The organism is Pseudomonas sp. LS44 (genome assembly GCF_024730785.1).
Taxonomy (GTDB): domain Bacteria; phylum Pseudomonadota; class Gammaproteobacteria; order Pseudomonadales; family Pseudomonadaceae; genus Aquipseudomonas.
This window is the reverse complement of sequence record NZ_CP102830.1, coordinates 1,435,428-1,454,660: the sequence shown is the minus strand read 5'-3', so window position 1 is coordinate 1,454,660 and position 19,233 is coordinate 1,435,428. Positions and strand designations below refer to the sequence as shown.

Annotated in this window: 17 protein-coding genes; all 17 read right to left on the bottom strand. The window is 55.3% G+C overall.

Annotated elements, in window-relative coordinates; genetic code table 11:
* Positions 1-7: 7 nt before the first annotated feature.
* Positions 8-1,138, bottom strand: a complete 1,131-nt coding sequence (wecB, locus tag NVV93_RS06560) for a non-hydrolyzing UDP-N-acetylglucosamine 2-epimerase (protein ID WP_258253638.1) — start codon at positions 1,136-1,138, stop codon at positions 8-10.
* Between the two features lie 106 nt (positions 1,139-1,244).
* A complete protein-coding gene (locus NVV93_RS06555; RefSeq protein ID WP_258253637.1) occupies positions 1,245-2,363 on the bottom strand; it encodes a capsular polysaccharide biosynthesis protein CapF in 1,119 nt (372 codons plus the stop codon).
* A 3-nt stretch (positions 2,364-2,366) separates the two neighbouring features.
* On the bottom strand, positions 2,367-3,401 hold the full coding sequence (locus tag NVV93_RS06550) for a polysaccharide biosynthesis protein (protein ID WP_258253636.1): 1,035 nt from the start codon (positions 3,399-3,401) through the stop codon (positions 2,367-2,369).
* On the bottom strand, positions 3,394-4,155 hold the full coding sequence (locus NVV93_RS06545) for an AglZ/HisF2 family acetamidino modification protein (protein WP_258253635.1): 762 nt from the start codon (positions 4,153-4,155) through the stop codon (positions 3,394-3,396). Before NVV93_RS06545 ends, NVV93_RS06550 begins: the two co-directional genes overlap by 8 nt.
* Before the next feature lie 52 nt (positions 4,156-4,207).
* Positions 4,208-4,822, bottom strand: coding sequence for an imidazole glycerol phosphate synthase subunit HisH (hisH, locus tag NVV93_RS06540; protein WP_258253634.1), 615 nt, complete (start codon positions 4,820-4,822; stop codon positions 4,208-4,210).
* A complete protein-coding gene (locus NVV93_RS06535) occupies positions 4,819-5,922 on the bottom strand; it encodes an N-acetyl sugar amidotransferase (RefSeq protein WP_258253633.1) in 1,104 nt (367 codons plus the stop codon). The genes hisH and NVV93_RS06535 overlap by 4 nt, the downstream gene beginning before the upstream one ends.
* Positions 5,923-5,953: 31 nt before the next feature.
* Positions 5,954-6,856 carry a glycosyltransferase family 2 protein gene (locus NVV93_RS06530; RefSeq protein WP_258253632.1) on the bottom strand — a complete coding sequence of 301 codons (903 nt, stop codon included), beginning with the start codon at positions 6,854-6,856 and terminating at the stop codon, positions 5,954-5,956.
* Entirely contained in the window at positions 6,853-8,112 is a 1,260-nt protein-coding gene (locus tag NVV93_RS06525; RefSeq protein WP_258253631.1) for a hypothetical protein, read from the bottom strand. The genes NVV93_RS06530 and NVV93_RS06525 overlap by 4 nt, the downstream gene beginning before the upstream one ends.
* Positions 8,113-8,137: 25 nt before the next feature.
* On the bottom strand, positions 8,138-9,379 hold the full coding sequence (locus NVV93_RS06520; RefSeq protein ID WP_258253630.1) for an O-antigen ligase family protein: 1,242 nt from the start codon (positions 9,377-9,379) through the stop codon (positions 8,138-8,140).
* Complete coding sequence (locus NVV93_RS06515) at positions 9,376-10,581, bottom strand: glycosyltransferase (RefSeq protein WP_258253629.1); 1,206 nt, start codon at positions 10,579-10,581, stop codon at positions 9,376-9,378. Before NVV93_RS06515 ends, NVV93_RS06520 begins: the two co-directional genes overlap by 4 nt.
* Before the next feature lie 11 nt (positions 10,582-10,592).
* On the bottom strand, positions 10,593-12,011 hold the full coding sequence (locus NVV93_RS06510) for a lipopolysaccharide biosynthesis protein (RefSeq protein ID WP_258253628.1): 1,419 nt from the start codon (positions 12,009-12,011) through the stop codon (positions 10,593-10,595).
* 55 nt (positions 12,012-12,066) lie between these two features.
* On the bottom strand, positions 12,067-13,146 hold the full coding sequence (gene wecB, locus NVV93_RS06505) for a non-hydrolyzing UDP-N-acetylglucosamine 2-epimerase (RefSeq protein ID WP_258253627.1): 1,080 nt from the start codon (positions 13,144-13,146) through the stop codon (positions 12,067-12,069).
* A complete protein-coding gene (locus NVV93_RS06500; RefSeq protein WP_258253626.1) occupies positions 13,136-14,233 on the bottom strand; it encodes a DegT/DnrJ/EryC1/StrS aminotransferase family protein in 1,098 nt (365 codons plus the stop codon). The genes wecB (NVV93_RS06505) and NVV93_RS06500 overlap by 11 nt, the downstream gene beginning before the upstream one ends.
* On the bottom strand, positions 14,230-14,814 hold the full coding sequence (locus tag NVV93_RS06495; protein ID WP_258253625.1) for an acyltransferase: 585 nt from the start codon (positions 14,812-14,814) through the stop codon (positions 14,230-14,232). Before NVV93_RS06495 ends, NVV93_RS06500 begins: the two co-directional genes overlap by 4 nt.
* A 55-nt stretch (positions 14,815-14,869) precedes the next feature.
* Positions 14,870-15,817, bottom strand: coding sequence for a UDP-N-acetyl-2-amino-2-deoxy-D-glucuronate oxidase (gene wbpB, locus NVV93_RS06490; RefSeq protein WP_258253624.1), 948 nt, complete (start codon positions 15,815-15,817; stop codon positions 14,870-14,872).
* Between the two features lie 92 nt (positions 15,818-15,909).
* Positions 15,910-17,208 carry a nucleotide sugar dehydrogenase gene (locus tag NVV93_RS06485; protein WP_258253623.1) on the bottom strand — a complete coding sequence of 433 codons (1,299 nt, stop codon included), beginning with the start codon at positions 17,206-17,208 and terminating at the stop codon, positions 15,910-15,912.
* 152 nt (positions 17,209-17,360) lie between these two features.
* Positions 17,361-18,425, bottom strand: a complete 1,065-nt coding sequence (locus NVV93_RS06480; protein ID WP_258253622.1) for an LPS O-antigen chain length determinant protein WzzB — start codon at positions 18,423-18,425, stop codon at positions 17,361-17,363.
* Positions 18,426-19,233 lie beyond the last annotated feature (808 nt).

The following is a 19,233-nucleotide window of genomic DNA, read 5'->3' as shown; positions in this document are numbered from 1 at the left end:
GGACCAATCAGTACCTTTTCCAAACAGTCCGCATGACATAGTCGCGATAGCTGTGGATGATCCGCGCCACCTTTTCTGCCACGTTGGGCATGCTGTAATCGGCCACCAGTCGAAAACTGCGTGCCTCGCCGCGCCCCTGACTTTCCAACACGTGCAACCCCTGTATCACACGCTCAACTTCCAGGCCAACCATCATCACCGCGGCCTCCTCCATGCCTTCCGGGCGCTCGTGGGCCTCGCGGATATTCAGGGCTGGGAAGTTGAGGATCGAGGACTCTTCATTGATCGTGCCGCTATCCGACAGCACTGCCTTAGAGGCAAGCTGCAACTTGTTGTAGTCCTTGAACCCCAGAGGCTTGAGCAGGCGCACGTTGTCGTGGAACTGCACCCCCATGGCGTCTACCCGCTTCTGGGTACGCGGATGGGTGGAGACGATCACCGGGTAACCGTAGTGCGCCGCCACGGTGTTGAGCACCTCCACCAGCTTGAGGAAGTTTTTGTCGGAATCGACGTTCTCCTCACGGTGGGCGCTGACCACGAAGAACTTGCCGGCCTCCAGCCCCAGGCGCTCCAGCACATCCGAGGCCTCGATGCCATCGCGGTAGTGATTGAGCACTTCGAACATCGGGCTACCGGTCTTGATCACCATGTCAGGCGACATACCCTCGCGCAGCAAATAGTCGCGGGCAATGGTGCTGTAGGTCAGGTTGATGTCGGCCGTGTGGTCGACGATGCGACGGTTGATCTCCTCCGGTACGCGCATATCAAAGCAACGGTTGCCGGCTTCCATGTGAAAGGTCGGAATCTTGCGACGCTTGGCGGGAATTACAGCCATGCAGCTGTTGGTGTCGCCCAGCACCAGCAGGGCTTCGGGTTGCACTTCAGCCAGCACACGATCCACGGCGATGATCACGTTACCGATGGTTTCCGCACCACTGGCGCCGGCAGCATTGAGGAAGTGATCGGGCTTACGGATGCCGAGATCCTGGAAAAATATCTCGTTCAGTTCGTAATCATAATTCTGACCGGTATGAACCAGTACATGATCACAATACTCATCCAGCTTGGCCATGACCCGCGACAGGCGAATAATTTCCGGACGGGTACCTACCACAGTGACAACTTTAAGTTTCTTCATTGCAAAGCTCTACTCAAAACCATCAAAACCGAGCGGGATAGCACTCAGGTACAAAAGCGTCCTTGTCATGCCCTGCCACCGCGGAGCAACCACCGTTGGCGAAATATTACGCCTCAGCCCCTACCGGTCTTGCATAGGTATCCGGCCGTTCACGGTCGAAGATCTCGTTGGCCCAGAGCATCACGATCATTTCATCATCACCCACATTGGTGATGTCGTGGGTCCAGCCCGGGACGGTTTCGACGATCTCCGGTTGCTCGCCGGTGGTGAACAGCTCATAGAACTCCCCGGACACGATGTGGCGAAAGCGGAAGCACGCCTTGCCTTTGATCACCAGAAATTTCTCGGTTTTCGAGTGATGGTAATGCCCACCACGGGTCACACCAGGATGCGCTGTAAAGTAGGAGAACTGACCACTATCACCTGTCTTGAGCATTTCCACGAATACCCCTCGCGGATCGCCATACTTGGACACCTGATAGGTGAAGCGCTCCGGCGGCAGGTAGCTGACATAAGTGGAGTACAACGCACGCACCAAACCTGTTCCAACCGGCTCGCTGATCAGGCTTGTGCGGCTATCGCGAAATGCCTGCAACTGATCGGCCAACGCCCCTACGCTGATGCTGTATTGCGGCTCGACACTGACGAAAGGCTCACCAACCAACTGACCATCCATCACCGCGATAAAGTGGGTGATTACATCGTCGATATACACGAGATTGATGCATGCTTGCGGATCGTTGATCTGAATCGGTAGATCACGGGCAATGTTGTGGCAGAAAGTCGCTACCGCCGAGTTGTAGTTTGGGCGGGCCCACTTGCCAAAGACATTGGGTAGACGGAACAGGTGCACCGCAGAGCCATGCTTGCTTGCCAGCTCGAGCAACGCCTCCTCGGCACCGCGCTTGCTGCTGCCATAGGAGTTATCCAACTCAGCCTGACTGGATGAAGTGTAAAGCACAGGCACAGACTTGCCGCTGGCTTCTATTGCATCACAGAGTGTATGGGTCAGGTCGATGTTACCGGTCTTGAACTCTTGTGGATTCTGCGGGCGATTCACTCCAGCCAGGTGAAACACAAAGTCCACCTCGGGCATCATCACCGGTAGCTGCGAGACCTCATCCCCGCGAGTGAAATGCAGCACTTCGACGTCCTTACGTTCACTCAGATGCGCAATCAGGTTCTTGCCAACAAAACCATTGGCACCGGTGATCAGCACTTTCATCGCTTACTCCTCAGGCGTTGCGTGTTCGCCACGCTGAATGGCGCGCATGAAGTCCAGCTTGAGCAACAAACGCTGCATACCGTCCACATCCAGACGCTCAGTGTTGTGTGAGTTGTAGTCTTCGGTGCGAGAAATTTTCTCCTCGCCCTGCTCCACAAACTTTCCGTAATTCAGATCGCGCAGATCGGGTGGCACACGGAAATATTCGCCGCGATCTTCTGCGCAGGCCATTTCCTCACGACTGAGCAAGGCCTCGTAAAGCTTCTCACCATGGCGAGTACCAATCACCTGAATCGAATGTTCAGGCTTACCAACCAACGCAGTCAAGGCCCTTGCCAAAACTTCAACTGTGGCGGCAGGAGCTTTCTGCACAAACATATCGCCATTGTTTCCATGCTCAAAGGCGTACAGCACCAGATCAACAGCATCGGCCAAAGTCATCATAAAGCGGGTCATGTTGGGATCGGTCAAGGTCAGCGGTGTGCCAGCGCGAATTTGCTCAATAAACAGCGGAATAACCGAACCACGAGAGGCCATGACATTGCCGTAACGAGTGCCGCAAATCACCGTCTTAGTGTCATCGACATTACGTGACTTGGCGACCATCACCTTTTCCATCATCGCCTTGGATATTCCCATGGCGTTAATCGGATACACAGCCTTATCGGTGCTCAGACATACCACACGCCTGACACTATTCTGGATAGCGGCCTCAAGTACGTTTTCAGTTCCGAGCACATTTGTCTTCACCGCCTCCAACGGATGAAATTCGCAGGACGGTACCTGCTTGAGAGCTGCTGCATGGAAGATGTAATCCACACCACGGGTTGCATTTAAAATGCTTTGATAGTCGCGCACATCTCCAATATAAAATTTCAGCTTGGAATTGGCATAGCGCTTGCGCATGTCATCCTGTTTTTTCTCGTCACGGCTGAAGATGCGGATTTCAGCAATATCGGAATTGAGAAAGCGCTTGAGGACAGAGCAACCGAAAGAGCCGGTGCCGCCGGTGATCAGAAGGGTTTTATCCTTAAACATGATATTTCACTTTCGACAGATACTCGGCCAAACCGGCACGACACATCCCATCCTTTTGATCGGGATTAGGATAATTGATGAGGACCGCTCGATAAGATCCCTTGAACACAAACAAGCTTCCAGCCGAAGCCCCGACAACACCGCATTGTCCCACTAGAGCTTCTATATCGTGATGCGAGCCAGCACCGCCCAGAAAGGTAAGAGGAATCCGCAACTCTCGCCGAATATGATCGGCAAGGACAAGGTCGTATCCCTTCATCTGGCCATCACGATCGATCGAGTTGATGACGATCTCCCCCGCCCCTGCAGCCTGCATCTGTTGAGCAAGCGCGGTGGGATCAGAGTTACGAGGCCGCGTGCCATTATGGGTAAAAACCTCGTAGCCCTTGGCAAACAAACCGATCTTCTTGCGCACATCAAGTACAACGACAACACTTTGCCGACCTATAGCTTCAGCTGTACGCGAAACCAATGTCGTGTCTCCGACCGCAGCCGCACTCATGGCCACTTTCTCTACACCGAGAGAAATAATTTTCTTGGCCTGTTCGGGAGTACGCACCCCGCCACCGTAGCAGAGCGGCATACGGCACTCCGCTGCCAAATTGGCAATCATTCGGTAGTCTGGTTCGGCGCCATTCACCGTGGCATCAATGTCCAGCACAACCAACTCGTCCGCTTCCTTTTCGTTGAATATCTTGACCGCGTTGATCGGATCACCGACGTACTTTGGAGCCTTGAATTCGACGGTTTTCACCAAGCCTCCCTGATGAACCAGCAAGCAAGGAATAATTCTAGGTCTCAACATCTCAAAGCTCCGCGAAATTCTTCAGGAGCGCCGCCCCCCAATGATGGCTCTTTTCCGGGTGAAACTGCACGCCGAACACATTGCCGTTCTGGACTGCACAAGCAAACTGAAATCCGTAGTCTGCCCTTGCCGCAACATTGGTCATATGCGAGCACTCGAAGTAGTAGGAGTGCAAAAAATAGAAGCGAGCATTCTCTTCAAGACCTTTGAACAAGGGCGACCCCACAGCGGGAACAACATCGTTCCAGCCCATGTGTGGCATTGGCAATGCAGCGAAAGCCGGGTTGTCCGCAAAGCTGCGAACGCGCCCATCCACCCAGCCCAGACCGGCACCAACACCCTCTTCACTGGAGCGCGCAAGAATCTGCATGCCGACACAAATCCCCAGCACCGGCACCTTGTCCTCTCTGACGAGCCGCTCCAGCGGCTGACGCATCCCAGAAGCATCCAGCAGTTCCATGGCATGATCGAAAGCGCCAACACCCGGAAGGATGAGCTTGCGCACATCACGCAAGTCGCCCCCCCCTTTGGCGCGCACGGCCTCAATACCCAAGCGCTTGTACATCGTCACGAACGCCTGAATGTTCCCCAAACCGTAGTCGATGATATGAATCATCTGAAGTATCTCTTTTCTAAGCCCAATTTTCGGAGCAGATTTGCCCCAAAGCCGATCATCCAGCGCTTGTTTTTGTAGTCACGGTACGTTTTCTTGGGGAGGTCAAACAACTCTTTTAACTGTTCAACCGCCAAGCCGAGTTTGTGCGCGACGTACTCAAACTCTTGAGTGAGGAAATGCTCGTCCATTTCAGGTCTGGAAATCCGATCCAGCGCTTCTTCACGCGTCATCTGGCCCGTCATAATCAAGCTGGAGAAATGAGCACGCCGCTTCTCGAAACCGAAACGGCGCGGGAGCCAGTAGTCTTCATAGAATCTTGTGAAACGCGACTCATGGTGCTTGTGCTGAAAACGCTGCCAGCCGAAATGCAGCCCCAACTCGTCTTCGGCTTCTTTTTTTACATAGGGAACGAGGTTCAAGGGATGGTGAACTGTCATGCCTATAATTTTCTGGTACAAAACTTTGTAAACCAAGATATCCGTAAGCGGAAAGGTTTTGAGCTCCCCCTCTCCAAATTGGCGCCAAATATCCCCAAATAGCCGTTTATCGATACCTAGGTACCCACCCCACTCCTCCGGCTCCCGGCAGCATTCGGTTGAGAAATTCGATCCCGTGATGATGTGTTTGATGCCATGCTGACGAGCGAATTTGTAGAGTCCTGAGAAAAATGCCGCATCCTGCACCAAATCCTGATCAGGTATACCTGATCGCAGGAACGCCACCTGCAGGCGCTTCATTTCCTCCCAGTTAATAACCTCGGTGTAAAGATCCAGGCCCAACCCATCTACAAGTTTTTCAATGTTGCCAACGGCCTGATCAGTGTTCCACCCGGCATCCACATGAAAAAGCAATGGTCGCAACCCCATCTTCACCTTTGCCACGTAGGCTGCATATGAACTGTCAAGCCCGCCACTGAGGCCGATAATGCAGTCGAAATCTCTGCCTGAGCCGGCTTGTTTGATTTCCGCGGCAAGGACTTCCAACCGCCTCGCTCCACGGGAATCCGTATGCCAATTTGGCTTGATAGTTGTCTTAAAATTACCGCAATAATTGCAGCTACCCTGCCAATCAAAAATAATATTAGGGTCAGAGGTATCCATGATGCAGCGCGAGCAAATTGCGTACATAGCATTAAGAGTTGACATTGGTTTTGGGGGATCCTTGACTCAGGTCAAAGTCAGCAGGGGTTTTGCCGCTATCCATAGACCATCGATAGGGGCTAATAAAGAAACGATAAATTCGATGGTACTGCCTTGTCATTTCCCAAAGCCGCAGACTGGGGAGCTTAGACACGGTTGCGTGATCATGATGTCGGACTGGAATGTCTGGCACGTAGTACATCTGCTCGCCTTCAGCTGCAAGTTGACGAGCAAGATAGAACTCCTCACCCATTAAAAAACCTGGCGACCAAAGGCGTTTGTATTTCCGGAAGAAATTTGGAGTTAATATGTAGCATGCGCCGTAACCTTGATAGATAGCCCCCTCGATGGCATGGGCGCAGTGGTCTTTCCGGCTAACCAGCGAGCGTGCACGCTGGGCAGCCCAACCTATCAACTGAGACAGCATGAAGTTCGAAAAGTAGAGATCCCAGACAAATTCACGCAACCGACTAACACCGGCGATAACATGCGGATTTTGATGTTGATTGTCGAGCGTGATGATATTTGGCGAAACCACGGACTGCTTGGCCAAAACGTCCGTATGACGCTTTAAGCCTTCAAAAAACTCGGGCTCGAAGACAAGATCGTTATTGCCGATGACAATCGCGTCATATTGCGATGCGCGCTTGAGCAAAGCAGCCATGCCTAGGTTTAGCCCGTCGAAGTAGCCGACATTATAGGGGTTCCACAACACCGTGCAGTGTACAGGCAGCGCACCAGAAGGGGAGAGGATCATGCGCTCTTCGTCTGTCGAGGCGTTGTCAACCAGCACGATTTCGTAGTCGCAATCGCCGTGGTTCGCGGCGATCGACTGCGCGGCCTGGATACTCAAGCGCGAGTTGTTGTAATTGGTAAATGTAAATCCGATTTTCACAGTTGCTCTCCTTGCCTGCGAGCCAATGCTGCCTCCCAGGCGCGTTCATAGACTTCCAGAACGGCCGACCGAGCGAAGCGCGCGCCCACCCGTGCAGCATTACCGGTCAGGCGTTCCCAGAGCGCCCGTGAGTCGAGGCCTGGAAGTTGGGGCAGCACAGGGCGCCCGTTTCTGATGTCGACGACGATGCCGCACTCGTGCTCACGCACGAAGTCCGCAAGCTCCTGGAGCTCGGACGAGACGATGAGAGGCACGCCCATGGAAAGCGCCTCTGATGCCTTCGTCGAAAAGAGGTTGCATCGCATCTGCAACGTGCGGTAGTAGTCCCCGGCCTGGGCAATCCCGGGGATCACCACCGCTAGCAGGCCGTCGTAGTAGTCCGGCAGTTCCGAATGCCGGTAGAGCTTGCAGTCCAAATCTGCGAAGGCGTTGATCATCCTGCTCGCCAGTTGCGGCCGACACCGTGGGAAGAGATCGAAGATCTGCCGCAGCAATACCGGGTCGTGCCACTGGCCCACCGAGCCCGAGTAGCCGATCCGACGGTTGGCCCAACGCGTATCGAAATCCACCTTCCAACCCTGCTCCCGATCCAGCCCATGGATGGGGGCGTATTGGATGGTCAAGCCGGTTTCCTCAAAGTATTGGCGCCGCCCTACGTTGACAGGCAGGAAGGACACGTCGGAATCGCGAACCAGTTCAAATTCAAGCGCCTTGACGAAGCCATAGGCCGCGGTCCCGACGGCACCATGGCCCATTGGGCTTTCGGGGCCAAGGAAGCTACGCATGTCGAACGACATCACCACCGGGCGGGCGGGATTTTTGCCATGCATGCGCCGGCGCAGGCGGAGCCCAATATCTGCGGCGTCGTAGCTCCTGGCGTGCAACACTGTCGCGCGAGTAGTGCCGGGGCCGCTGACCGGGAGATCCAATGCATGTCGCATCAAACGGTCGTGCCACCAGCCGCGCAGCAGCATCGACCATGGACTGCCAAGTGTCACCGGGACTATTTTGTAGTGAAAAAGGATACCAGCGCTTTTACATTCAGCTTGTAGCCATTGCAGGTCATGGTCGCGCAGTACCCAACGTTTCAGACGCGACAACAACGGAATCGCCGCAAACCATGAGACTGTATGGCCCTTAGCTTGAAGCGCACGTGCGGTCTCCAAGACCTGCGACACCAGCAGGCCCTTTTGCGCTGGCCATTCACCGGCCGTGATACAGACGACGTGAATAGTCATTGAATCTTTAGAGAGCATTGAAGTACCGGCCTCGGTTTATACATCAGAGTGGGAGCCTGCGTGCCTGCGTGCCTGCGCGGTATGTCGGCCCGAACGCCCCGAGCATGGCGAGCAGCAACAGCCCTACCCAGAGCGGCGGAAGCGGAATGGCGGATGAGGGAATGGACGTGGTCAGCAAGATTGCCATAAGGACGAATCCCCGCTGCCCCAAGCTGCCCTGACTGGGTCGCATGTAGGTGATCAGCAGGAATACGCCCAGCACCAACAAACCAGGCCAGCCCATCCAATAACCAAATTCGGCAATCAAGGAGTGCGGGTTCACGTACAGAGCCTTGTCCTCAAAGACAGCGTCGACGGTGAAGTTGGAGTAGTTGAGGATGGCGGCAGAGCCGGTGCCCAAGCGGCCGAGTTGGTCTATGAAATTGAAGTAGGACGCGGCCCGGCTGGACGTGGAGCTGTCCGCTTCCATGCCGACCTGGACGACGGTAGCCAGAGACTTAGCCTTGTAAAGGCTGGCATCGATAGTCTCGTTGCCTGTGTACTCGATGCTGGTGACCCCGACTGCGCAAACCACCAGGATGACCACGGTGGCCAGCAACCGCCCCATCTTGTGCAGTCCCATGCATCGGATCCGGTCAGCAAGATACAGCAGAATGGCCAAGCGGGAGGCGGTGATAAGCAGGATCGCTACCACGATCAAGTTGAACAACAGCCGCTCGCGGCCCCGTGCGTCATGTGACGATGCGTTGTAGAAGATGCTCAGCAGGACGATGATCGCGGCAAGGTTGTTGCCGTTGAACTGCGAGCCCGGGACCATCGATTCGTAGATATCCCCCGGAGGTATGCCAACGCCGATGAGGAAGTAGGCGAGTTGCAGCATCATGATTGCCAGTTCAGTGGCCACATAGACCAGCAGCAGCCGACCGAGCGAGCTTCGTAAGTCCGAGTGCTCGGCAAGCTCGGAGAATGCCAACCACATGACTGGAAGCAGCACAAAAGTGGCGAGGAACTGGAGCTGGACATTCAGGCTTCCCTGGTCAATGAGCGAATAGATCACGCCCAGACCCGCCAGCGAGCAGACGGTGGCAAAAGTCGGCAGCCCGCCGACCCAAGGGAGCCGGCACGACACCAGCACGCGTGAGACCGCTACCATGCAGAACCAGAGCATGCCAAAAACGAGCAGCGCATGGCTCAGCAGGGCGCTACCCGCAAGCGTGATGATAGGGTCGTGCAGAAGCAGTAAGGCCGTGAACGCGAAGGCTGCGCGTGGTCGATTCGGTTTCACGGGGTCGCCTTCGCGGGCAAGGCACATAAAGCGACCTCGCGATACACGTTGGCATAGCGGCGGGCGAATGCGGCTTCGGAGAAACGCTCGATGCAACGTCGGCGAAGATCCTGTGAGTCGAAGCAACCCAACTCGCGCTCCAGTCGCAGCAGGCCGGCGGCCAGGGCGGCGGGATCGTCCTTCTCGACCAGAATGCCATCACGACCATCGATGACGATGTCTTCGGGGCCGCCGCAGCGAGTGCTAAGCACAGGCTTGCCGCTCATAAGGGCTTCGATAACAACTACACCGAACGTTTCGATGCTGCTGGCCACCACAAGAGCATTAGCGGCCGCCATTTCGCCGATGACCACTTCGCGACTGCAATACCCAAGGAACGTGACTCGATCCTGTAGGCCCAGTTCGACAGTGAGCTCCTTGAGAGCAGACTCTTGGGGCCCGCCGCCGCAAATGCGAAGTTCAAAACTCTCGCCGGCGTCAGCCGCCTGGCGCACCGCATTCAGCAAATGGTGATGCCCCTTATTCAGCTCCAACCCGGCAACGCTAAGCAGAACAAGCGGGCGAACGCAATCGTCACCGAGCGGCTTACGGCACGGTTCGGCACCAAATCGAGATGACACCATGTTGGGCATAGCTTCCCAATACCTCCCAGCAGGCAGTGGAACTTGCTTTTGCAGCACGTTGCAGAGCGAACTAGAGACACCAAACGTGCGGGAAGCGCCCGCTGCCTCCTTAGCTAAGTAAGACAGCGCCCCTCCCTTTACAGTGGTTCGCTCGAACTCACTACTGTGCTCCGTCACGATAAAGGGAATGCCGTGCACGCGGTGGATGGCTGCGGCCCAGGCCAGTCCGAAAATCATGGCGTGTACGTGCAGTACGTCTGGCCGGCCGTGGCGATGCTGGTATTCGTCGAAGGCGCACAGACCGGTGCGCTCCCAGAACTTCATGTTCAGCGTATTGTTCCAAGAGAAAACGCGTACACCATGGAAGCGAAGAGTCTCGATACCGCTGTCGTTCTCCGACTGCAAGCCGTAGCCTCCTTGGACGAGGGCCTGCCATCGCGTTAGCGACCTGAAGACAGGCGTGATGACGCCCACCCTCATACCATGGTCTTGCAGTGCCAGCGCCTGCTCCCTGAAGAAACAGCCTGCCATGTCACCAGGCGTCGCCGGATACCAAGAGGGGATGAAAAGCACGTGCATGGATAGATCTCTTAGCAGGAAGACTGGTTGCGCCTGCGGCACAGTTGCGCCAGGATCAATGCCCTGGCTTGCTCGATGCTGCTGCGGAAAGCGATGCATGCGATGGAGAGGAACGCCAGCCAGAAGGCGAGCATCGGCGCACGCGCAGCGGAGCCAAAAAGCGCATGGGCGCACGACAGTACCAGCGCCGCGAGCGTCCAAGTGTATAGGCACTGGCGCGGCATCTGCCGCCAGATACGGTAGGAGACCTCAGTGCGCAGAGCCATGAAGACCCAGATACTGACTGCCAGTGAAACGACGGCACCGATGCTGCCTAATCGCGGTAATAACACCAGATTGAGCCCCACGTTGACCGCGAGGGAAACCGCCGCTAACACCAGCCCAGAGTGTGAGGAGCGCGTAATAGCGATACCCAAGCCAGTAGTTTCGGATAGCGCGTAGAACAGCGGCCAAAGCATACATGCCGGAATCAAGTACTGTACTACGCGGTACTGCTCGGGAAGTGCGAACTCCAGCAGCCAACTCGATGCCCCGGCCGCGCCGATCAGAAACACCACCGCTGCCAGGATATGCTGGGACACCTGGTCGATGCGGGACAGGTCTTCCGTGTTAGCCACCCATCGGTAGACCACAGGAATCCAGATGGTAGTGAACATCGAAGTTGCCACGTTGGCAATGGCAGAGATACTCAGTGCGATACTGTAGACGCCTAGTTCGGAGAAGCTCGACAAAGAGCGCAGCATAAACTTATCGACGCCTTCCAAGCCCCAAAACAGCAGCCCGCCCGCCGCCATCGGCAGTCCGAAAGCCAGCAACTTGGACAGGAGTTTCCGGTCGATAAGCGACGGTCGCATCCTCGACCACAGCGTGTGGGTGGTCGCGAGCAGGTAGATCAAGCCAACGGAGACAGAGGCGCCGTGTGCAAGCAGCAGTTCGAAAAGGCCCGACCCCGACTTGACGTAGGCTAGGCAAATTAGGGCGACAAATGTGATCTTGGAAACAAGAAAGCTCAGGGCGTAGCGTTTGCCATCTTCGCGCATGCGATGACTTAGACTCAGGAACCGCGAGACCAAAACGATAAAAAGGTAACCGACCACGAACAGGCTCAAAGCCAAAGAGTGCTGCCCGAACAGAACCCACGAAAGCCATGTCGATTGGAAGGCGAGGACGAGAACAGCCACCGCGGTGAATAGAGTAAATCCCGGCACCATCGAGTTCAGCAGCAAGGCCACATGGTCGGGTGTTTCGTTGAACTCTCGACTGTAGCCTTGGTCCAGTCCGAGCGAAAACAATATGGTGCACAGCCCGCCAGTCGAGATCAGTAGGGCAGCCTTGCCGATATCCACATCGTTAAACACCCAGGCGATGATGGGGATCGAGATGAAACTAAGCGAGCTTGTAGCAAGCGAACCGAGCGTAAACCAGCGCAAATTACTTTTCTTAATGACACTTACTCCATATAACCAAGGCACATCGCCGGATTCATTAGTTAGTCAATATGGCGTGAACGATCTTCCCCGCAGCCGCTCCGTCGCCGTAGGGGAAGACATTGGGGGTTCCGCCGCTAAGGTTATCGAAAGCATCGACGATGCGAACCTGGCTGGCACCTACAAGTGTGTTCCATCCCAAGTCGACGGATTCAACCCACTCGGTCTCATCTCGCACGGTGATGCAGGGCACCTGGAAGAAAAAAGCTTCCTTTTGCACCCCACCGGAATCCGTCACGATGGCTGCTGCGGATAATTCCAAAGAGATCATATCCAGAAAAGGTAACGGTTCCGTCAACACAACACCTTCGAGCGAACATAGTAGCTGCTGACTGACTAGCGCCTGGCGAGTACGAGGATGCAGGGGCAACACGACTGTTGTTTTTCGAGCTATACCCTGAAGGCCTGCCACGATCTCCCGCAACCGCGCAGGGTCATCTGTGTTTTCGGCCCGATGACAAGTGGCCAGCACGTAACGTGACGACGTCAAACCGAGGTGCGCGAGAATGGTGCTACGCCTTGCTGCCAGACCTCGGAAATACAACGAGACGTCGTACATCACGTCGCCAACATTGCTTACACCCTTACGAATACCCTCGTCAGCTAGATTCCGCATGGCTATTTCGGTCGGACAGAGCAGCAGTGTGGAAACACGATCGGCGAGAATGCGGTTGATCTCTTCAGGCATGTGCATGTTAAAAGAGCGCAGGCCCGCCTCGACATGCGCGACTGGGATATGCAGTTTGGCTGCCGCCAACGCTCCGGCCAAGGTAGAGTTGGTATCACCGTAGATGAGCACCCAGTCAGGCCTCTCGTCGAGCAGGATCTGCTCGATCCCTTCGAGCATGCGCCCGGTCATAGCGCCATGGCCCCCACCGGAAATTTCCAAGTTGTACTTAGGCAGCGGAATTTCTAGTTCGTCGAAGAATACCTGGGACATGTTCGGGTCGTAGTGCTGGCCGGTATGCACTATCACTTCCTCGAGTCTGCCCGGGTGTTTGAGAATCTCCCGCGAGACCGCCGCCGCCTTAATGAACTGTGGGCGGGCTCCCACGATGGTGACGATTTTACAGGTCATGCGCCAGACTCTCTTGCAATGAATGGATGATGGATAGCTGTGATGCTGCATCCAAATAGGGGTGCATCGGCAGGCTCATTACCCGCTCGGCAACGGCGTCGCCCACTGACAGGCGAACAGCGTCGTCCCTTACCGCCGGCTGGCGGTTCAGCGGGATGGGATAATGTACCGCCGCGGGCACGCCGGCCACCTTGAGGCGCTCGAGAACCTCATCACGCCTGCCCACTTGCACCGTGTACTGCGCCCAAGCACTCTGGTTATGAGCCTCGATGTAAGGCGCGGCAATGCCGGCATCACGGAGCAGGCGGACATAAAGTTGCGCGGCCTGCTCGCGCAGCTCCAACTCACGGGGGAAGATTTCTAGCTTGGGCAGGAGAATGGCAGCCTGAATGGTATCCAAGCGACTGTTTACACCCACGCGGATGTGGTGGTAGCGACGATCTTGGCCATGGCGGGCAATCTGGCGGATGACCTTGGCCAGCTCCTCGTCGTTAGTAAAGATTGCTCCGCCGTCGCCGTAGCAGCCCAACGGCTTGCTCGGGAAGAAGCTGGTGCAGGCAATACTGCTCAGGCTGCAGGAGTGCTTGCCCTTGTAGGTAGCGCCAAAGCTCTGCGCAGCATCCTCAATGACCGGTATACCATGGCGCCCAGCGATTGTGTTGATGGCATCAAAATCGGCGCACTGACCGTACAGCGACACTGGGATGATCGCCTTGGTACGCGGCGTGATGGCTGCCTCCAGCAGACGCGGGTCGAGGTTGTAGGTGCGGGGATCGATGTCTACATACACTGGCCTGGCGCCAAGCAGAGCAACAGTTTCCGCGGTGGCGATATAGGTAAAGCCGGGAGTGATCACTTCATCGCCCGGCCCAATGCCCAGGGCCATCTGGGAGATCTGCAAGGCGTCGGTGCCGTTAGCGACGCTGATGCAGTATTTCATGCCGACAAAGGCGGCGAGCCTCTCTTCCAACTCGCTCACTTCCGGACCGAGTATGTACTGGCCGTGCGCTAGGACCCGCTGGATGCCGGCGTCGATCCTGTCCTTGATCAGCGCCTGCTGCGCCTTGAGGTCGATGAACTCGATCACGCCACATTCCCCTTGCTAAGGACGTTGCCGCGAAGCACATAACGCGCACCGGTATGGATACAGGGAGCGCTGCCCTCACCTTCCAGGGGCAATTCCAGCTGCTCGCCGTATTCACTCATCCAGCCAATCTGCCGCGCCGGCACCCCGACCATGAGGGCATAGGCCGACACGTCCTTGTTGATTACTGCACCAGCGCCGATGAAAGCGAACTCGCCAATGGTCACGCCGCAGACTATGGTGCAGTTTGCGCCGAGTGTGACGCCGCGCCTGACCAGGGTGTCGCGGTATTCGCTCTTACGCTCGATCAACGAGCGCGGATTGTACACATTAGTGAAAACCATACTCGGACCGCAGAACACTCCCTCTTCAAGAGTAACCTTGTCGTAGATGGAGACGTTGTTCTGAACCTTGCAGTTGTCACCGATCACAGCCTTATTTCCGACGAAGACGTTCTGACCAAGAGATACGCCCTTACCTATGCGGGCACCACCACAGACGTGGACAAAGTGCCAAACACGCGAGCCTTCACCGATCTGCGCGCCTTCGTCGACGATTGCGCTGGGGTGCTGGAAGTAGTTCATATATGTTTCCTGCGGCCGATCAACACTTTCGTCATGACGCTAGCTCCTACACGATTTAGACCAGGTGACTCAGACACGGGTGACCTTCATCGTTCTGCGCATTGACGATTGCAGCGGTACGAATAGTATTCACCGTATCAACACAATGACGGGCATCTTCGATACCGTAACCACGACCCGCGAGAATTTCCTGATAGCTGGTAGTGTGTAGGTCGGTGAAGCCTTCGGAAAACTCTATTTCCTCACAGTTGACGGTAATGGAACGGTAAGTAGGCTTCTTGCCCTTCACGGACTCAGGTAGGTCGTTCGCATCGATGGAGAGGAACCAGCGCACGCGAGCCTTCTCGTACTCCAAGTAGCCAGCGGCTTTATAGTCCGAAACGAAGTGCACGACATTACGCTGCAGTTTTCCGAAAATGAAATGCAGCATGTCGTAAAAATGCACACCGATATTGGTAGCCACGCCGAAGGACTTGCGCGGGTCGCCTTTCCAGCTCTCCATATACCACTTGCCGCGCGAGGTGATGTAGGTCAGCTCGACATCATATTTGTGTTCGCTGTTTTCGCGAGCGACTTTGTCCTTAAGGTCAAGGATGGCCTGGTGGTGACGTAGTTGCAGGATGTTGTAGAGGCGCTTCCCGGTTTCTCGCTCAACCAAGGCCAGTTCATCGAGATTTTCCGGAGTAGGTACGAGCGGTTTTTCGCAGATGACATCGCAACCCAGGCGCAGGCCCGCGACGATATGCGAATGATGCAGGTAGTTGGGCGAGCAAACGGCGACATAGTCGAGCGCGCTAACTGAATCGCGCTTCAGACGGTAAGCGTGTTCTTGGAAGCGTTCGAACTCGGTGAAAAACTCGCTTTGCGGCGAGATGCTGTCGATGATACCGACGGAGTCATTAATGTCGTAGGCGGATACCAACACGTTGCCGGTGTCTTTGATGGCACGCATATGGCGGGGAGCAATGTAACCGGCAGCGCCGATCAAAGCAAAATGCTTCATTCAATAAATCTCTTCTAGTGCCACTTGAGGCAAACTAAATTAGTTCGTATTAATTACAACCCGCACAGTTGGCCAAAACCTCTATGGGCTGCTTACAATCGAAAGACTGTAAATCCAGCTTCTTTAGCAGCATGGCGATCATACAAGCACTTCAGGTCTGCCAGCACTGGACTTTCACCACGGCAGACCGAGCGTAATTCAGTGACATTCTCCCGCCTGAACTCGCTGTGACCAACAGCAACTATCAACGAGTCCACCGGGTGATCCGAGTCGATAGTCCCCAAGCGGATACCGTACTCATGCTCAACTTCCGCGGCATCAGCCCAAGGATCAGAAACAACAACTGTGACACCCCAAGTTTCAAGCTCGCGAACCAGATCAGCGATTTTGCTGTTGCGGATATCCGGGCAATTTTCCTTGAAGGTTATCCCCTGCACGCCAACTGTGCTCCGCGCCACATCAATGCCATTACACAACATGAGCCTGATCACGTTACGCGCGGCATAGCGTGCCATGTTGTCGTTGATGCGCCGACCGGCGAGGATAACTTGCGGATGGTAACCAACCTCCTCCGCCTTGTGTGTCAGATAGTACGGATCGACACCGATGCAATGCCCACCGACCATCCCTGGGCGGAAGGGCAGGAAATTCCATTTGCTTCCTGCTGCCTCAAGCACCTCCAAGGTATCGATCCCGAGGCGATCAAAAATGATTGAAAGCTCGTTTACCAAAGCGATGTTCAAGTCGCGCTGTGTGTTTTCGATCACTTTCGCCGCTTCGGCCACTTTCAGGCTGGCTGCGGGAAATGTGCCCGCAGAGATGATACTGGCATAGAGCGCATCCACGGCCTTAGCCACTTCTACCGTCGAGCCACTGGTAATCTTTTTGATCTTGGTCAACGTGTTGACCTTATCGCCCGGATTAATGCGCTCCGGACTATAGCCACAGAAAAAATCCTGGTTGAACTTCAGACCAGAGTGCTTTTCCAGAACCGGGACACACACCTCTTCTGTACAGCCCGGATAGACCGTTGACTCATAGATCACCACAGCACCGGCCTTTATAGCCTTGCCAACCGTTTCACTCGCCTTGATCAAGGGTGTCAGATCCGGGCGATTGGCTTTGTCAATTGGCGTCGGTACGGTGACTATAAATACACCGCAATCGGCGATATCTTCGTGACGATTGCTGAATGTCAGCTGATTTGCCGCAACCAACTCTTCATGTGTGACTTCCAGCGTGCTGTCGTTACCAGACTGCAACTCTGCAATCCGCGTCAAATTGATATCAAAACCCACTACGGGGTGCGCTTTTCCGAACTCCACGGCGAGCGGCAAACCTACATAACCAAGGCCAATGATGGCGAGTTTGGTTTGGTTTAGATTGAGCATGTTATTTCCAGAACGCTAAAAATTGGTGATATGCGATTGAGGACGCTCTGAATAGAGCCGATTTCGCGAAGACGCCAGCCGTATCCGCATGTTTACTGGCACTGGCTTCCCCAGAGCGGACTTCTCAGAGCATCCCTAGAGGATTGCTCACATCAAGCAATTGACTCGCGACGCTTGGCCAGCATGCCGCGAATAAGAGCGATAAAGACGCCCAGCATGCCACCCAGAACCAAGCCAAGAGCCAGGATCAGGGCTTTCCGTGGTTTGATTGGGGTTTCCGGTACTTCTGCGGCGCTGTCCAGGGTAAACACCTCTACCCCATCGGGGCTTACGCTGACTTTGGCCAGAAAGTCCAGCTTGTTTTCCAGCTTACGCAGGTCGGTGATGAAGGGGTCGTCATTTTTGCGATTTTGCAGCACGTCCAGCTCAGCACGAATGGCCTTGGCACCGCGCATATACATCAAGTTGCCGTCCACGAACTGCTTCAGTTCGCCATCCGAGGAGGTTCTGCTGGCTTTGACTTGTGGCGCTTGCAGGGCGACTTTGTCTGCCACCATCAAGGCTTCACTCAACCGAGCAATACGGTCTTCGCGGAGCTTTCTAGCACTTTCACGCAGCACCGAAATCCGACTCTGCGTCGATCTGACCCGCGCGCTGATTTCGGCGGCAACAGTGTCAGCCATGTCTTGCCGGGTCTTATTAGCTGCCCGCTCGACATACATGTTCGCCCATTCTGCTGTACGGCCCGGTTCAACGGACTGCACGGTCACTGCAAAGCGCTGGGGACTGTTTTTCATGTCAGGATTGCTAACGCTCAGCTTATTGTTGAAGTTCTCCCACAGCTGATCCTTTGCCTTTGCGACTTGACTTACCGTTTCGGCCGGCAGATAGACTTCTTCGAAAAATTCCCGACGCAAGCCGTCAGAACGAAGGTTCTGGGTGAAAATTGAGTAGACTTTTTCGACCGTAAAATCAGGTAGCTCAGCCTCGGAACGCCCCATGTTATAGGCCGCGATATCCGCCAAACGCGGGGGCAAAATGCTGGACTTACTCTCATAGACGGGCACCGATAAAAAGGCATAGCTGGCAGCAAGCCCCATAACCACCACAATTACAAGGCTGATCAGCAGCTTTTGCTTCCATAAACTCTGAACTAACTCAAGCAAGTCGATTTCATCGCTGTAACCAGCGACAGGGGTGGGGGCGTTCGCGCTCACTGCTACTCCATTTTAGCGTCGGTTTTCAATAGTTTAGCCTAATCAGGCATAGCCGCACAGCGCGCTCGCTGACGCCAACCATATTGCCATTCGCTCTGATCAGACACACTACTGCTTCAGGATCTCTTGGCTTCCTGAAAACTCATTGGTTGTACATTGTGCCGTAAGCGTCTCACAAAGGCATCTGGTGATGCTTCGCTAAGTCCGAATGAAGTAGCCTGATTCCGGCAGACAGTCACGATTGTTACCATCAACGGCCGGGAGCAAGCGACAAAGACCAAGACTCGTATTCTGTGGAGCTTCGGACAGAGGCCGTGAAACTGGTTCTTGAGCACGCACTCAGCCAGGGGAGAGGCCGCCAGAAGGGCTTGGCATTCCCAAAGGCACCGGGGGGGGGGAACTGGGTGGTGGCCGCCAAGACTTGCGATGAGAAGCCGGCGCCGGGAGCCAGATGCGTGGCAGAGTTGGAGCAGAGGATGCCCGCCTGCGTAAGGAACTGGCCGAAACGCGCCTGGAGCGGGCATCATAAAAAATCTCCGCGCACCTTGCTCGGAGTCACTGCCCAGTACCCGGCGATTTTCAAGGTAGTTGTCGTGTGATCGTGCCACGCTGTTTTTAATGTTTGCGGCAGCACCGCCTCCCGCTCGGGGATCAAGCACACCAGCTCCTCAATCACCTGCCGCTCTACCGCTTCAAACAGATCGCCGCCCGTAACGGCGACACCTTGACCGCTCGACCCTTTCCGAGTGGGTCGCGCTACGGTTTTGCCTTAAGCTTTTAGCGGATCGGCTGAGCTAATTATTGCGCC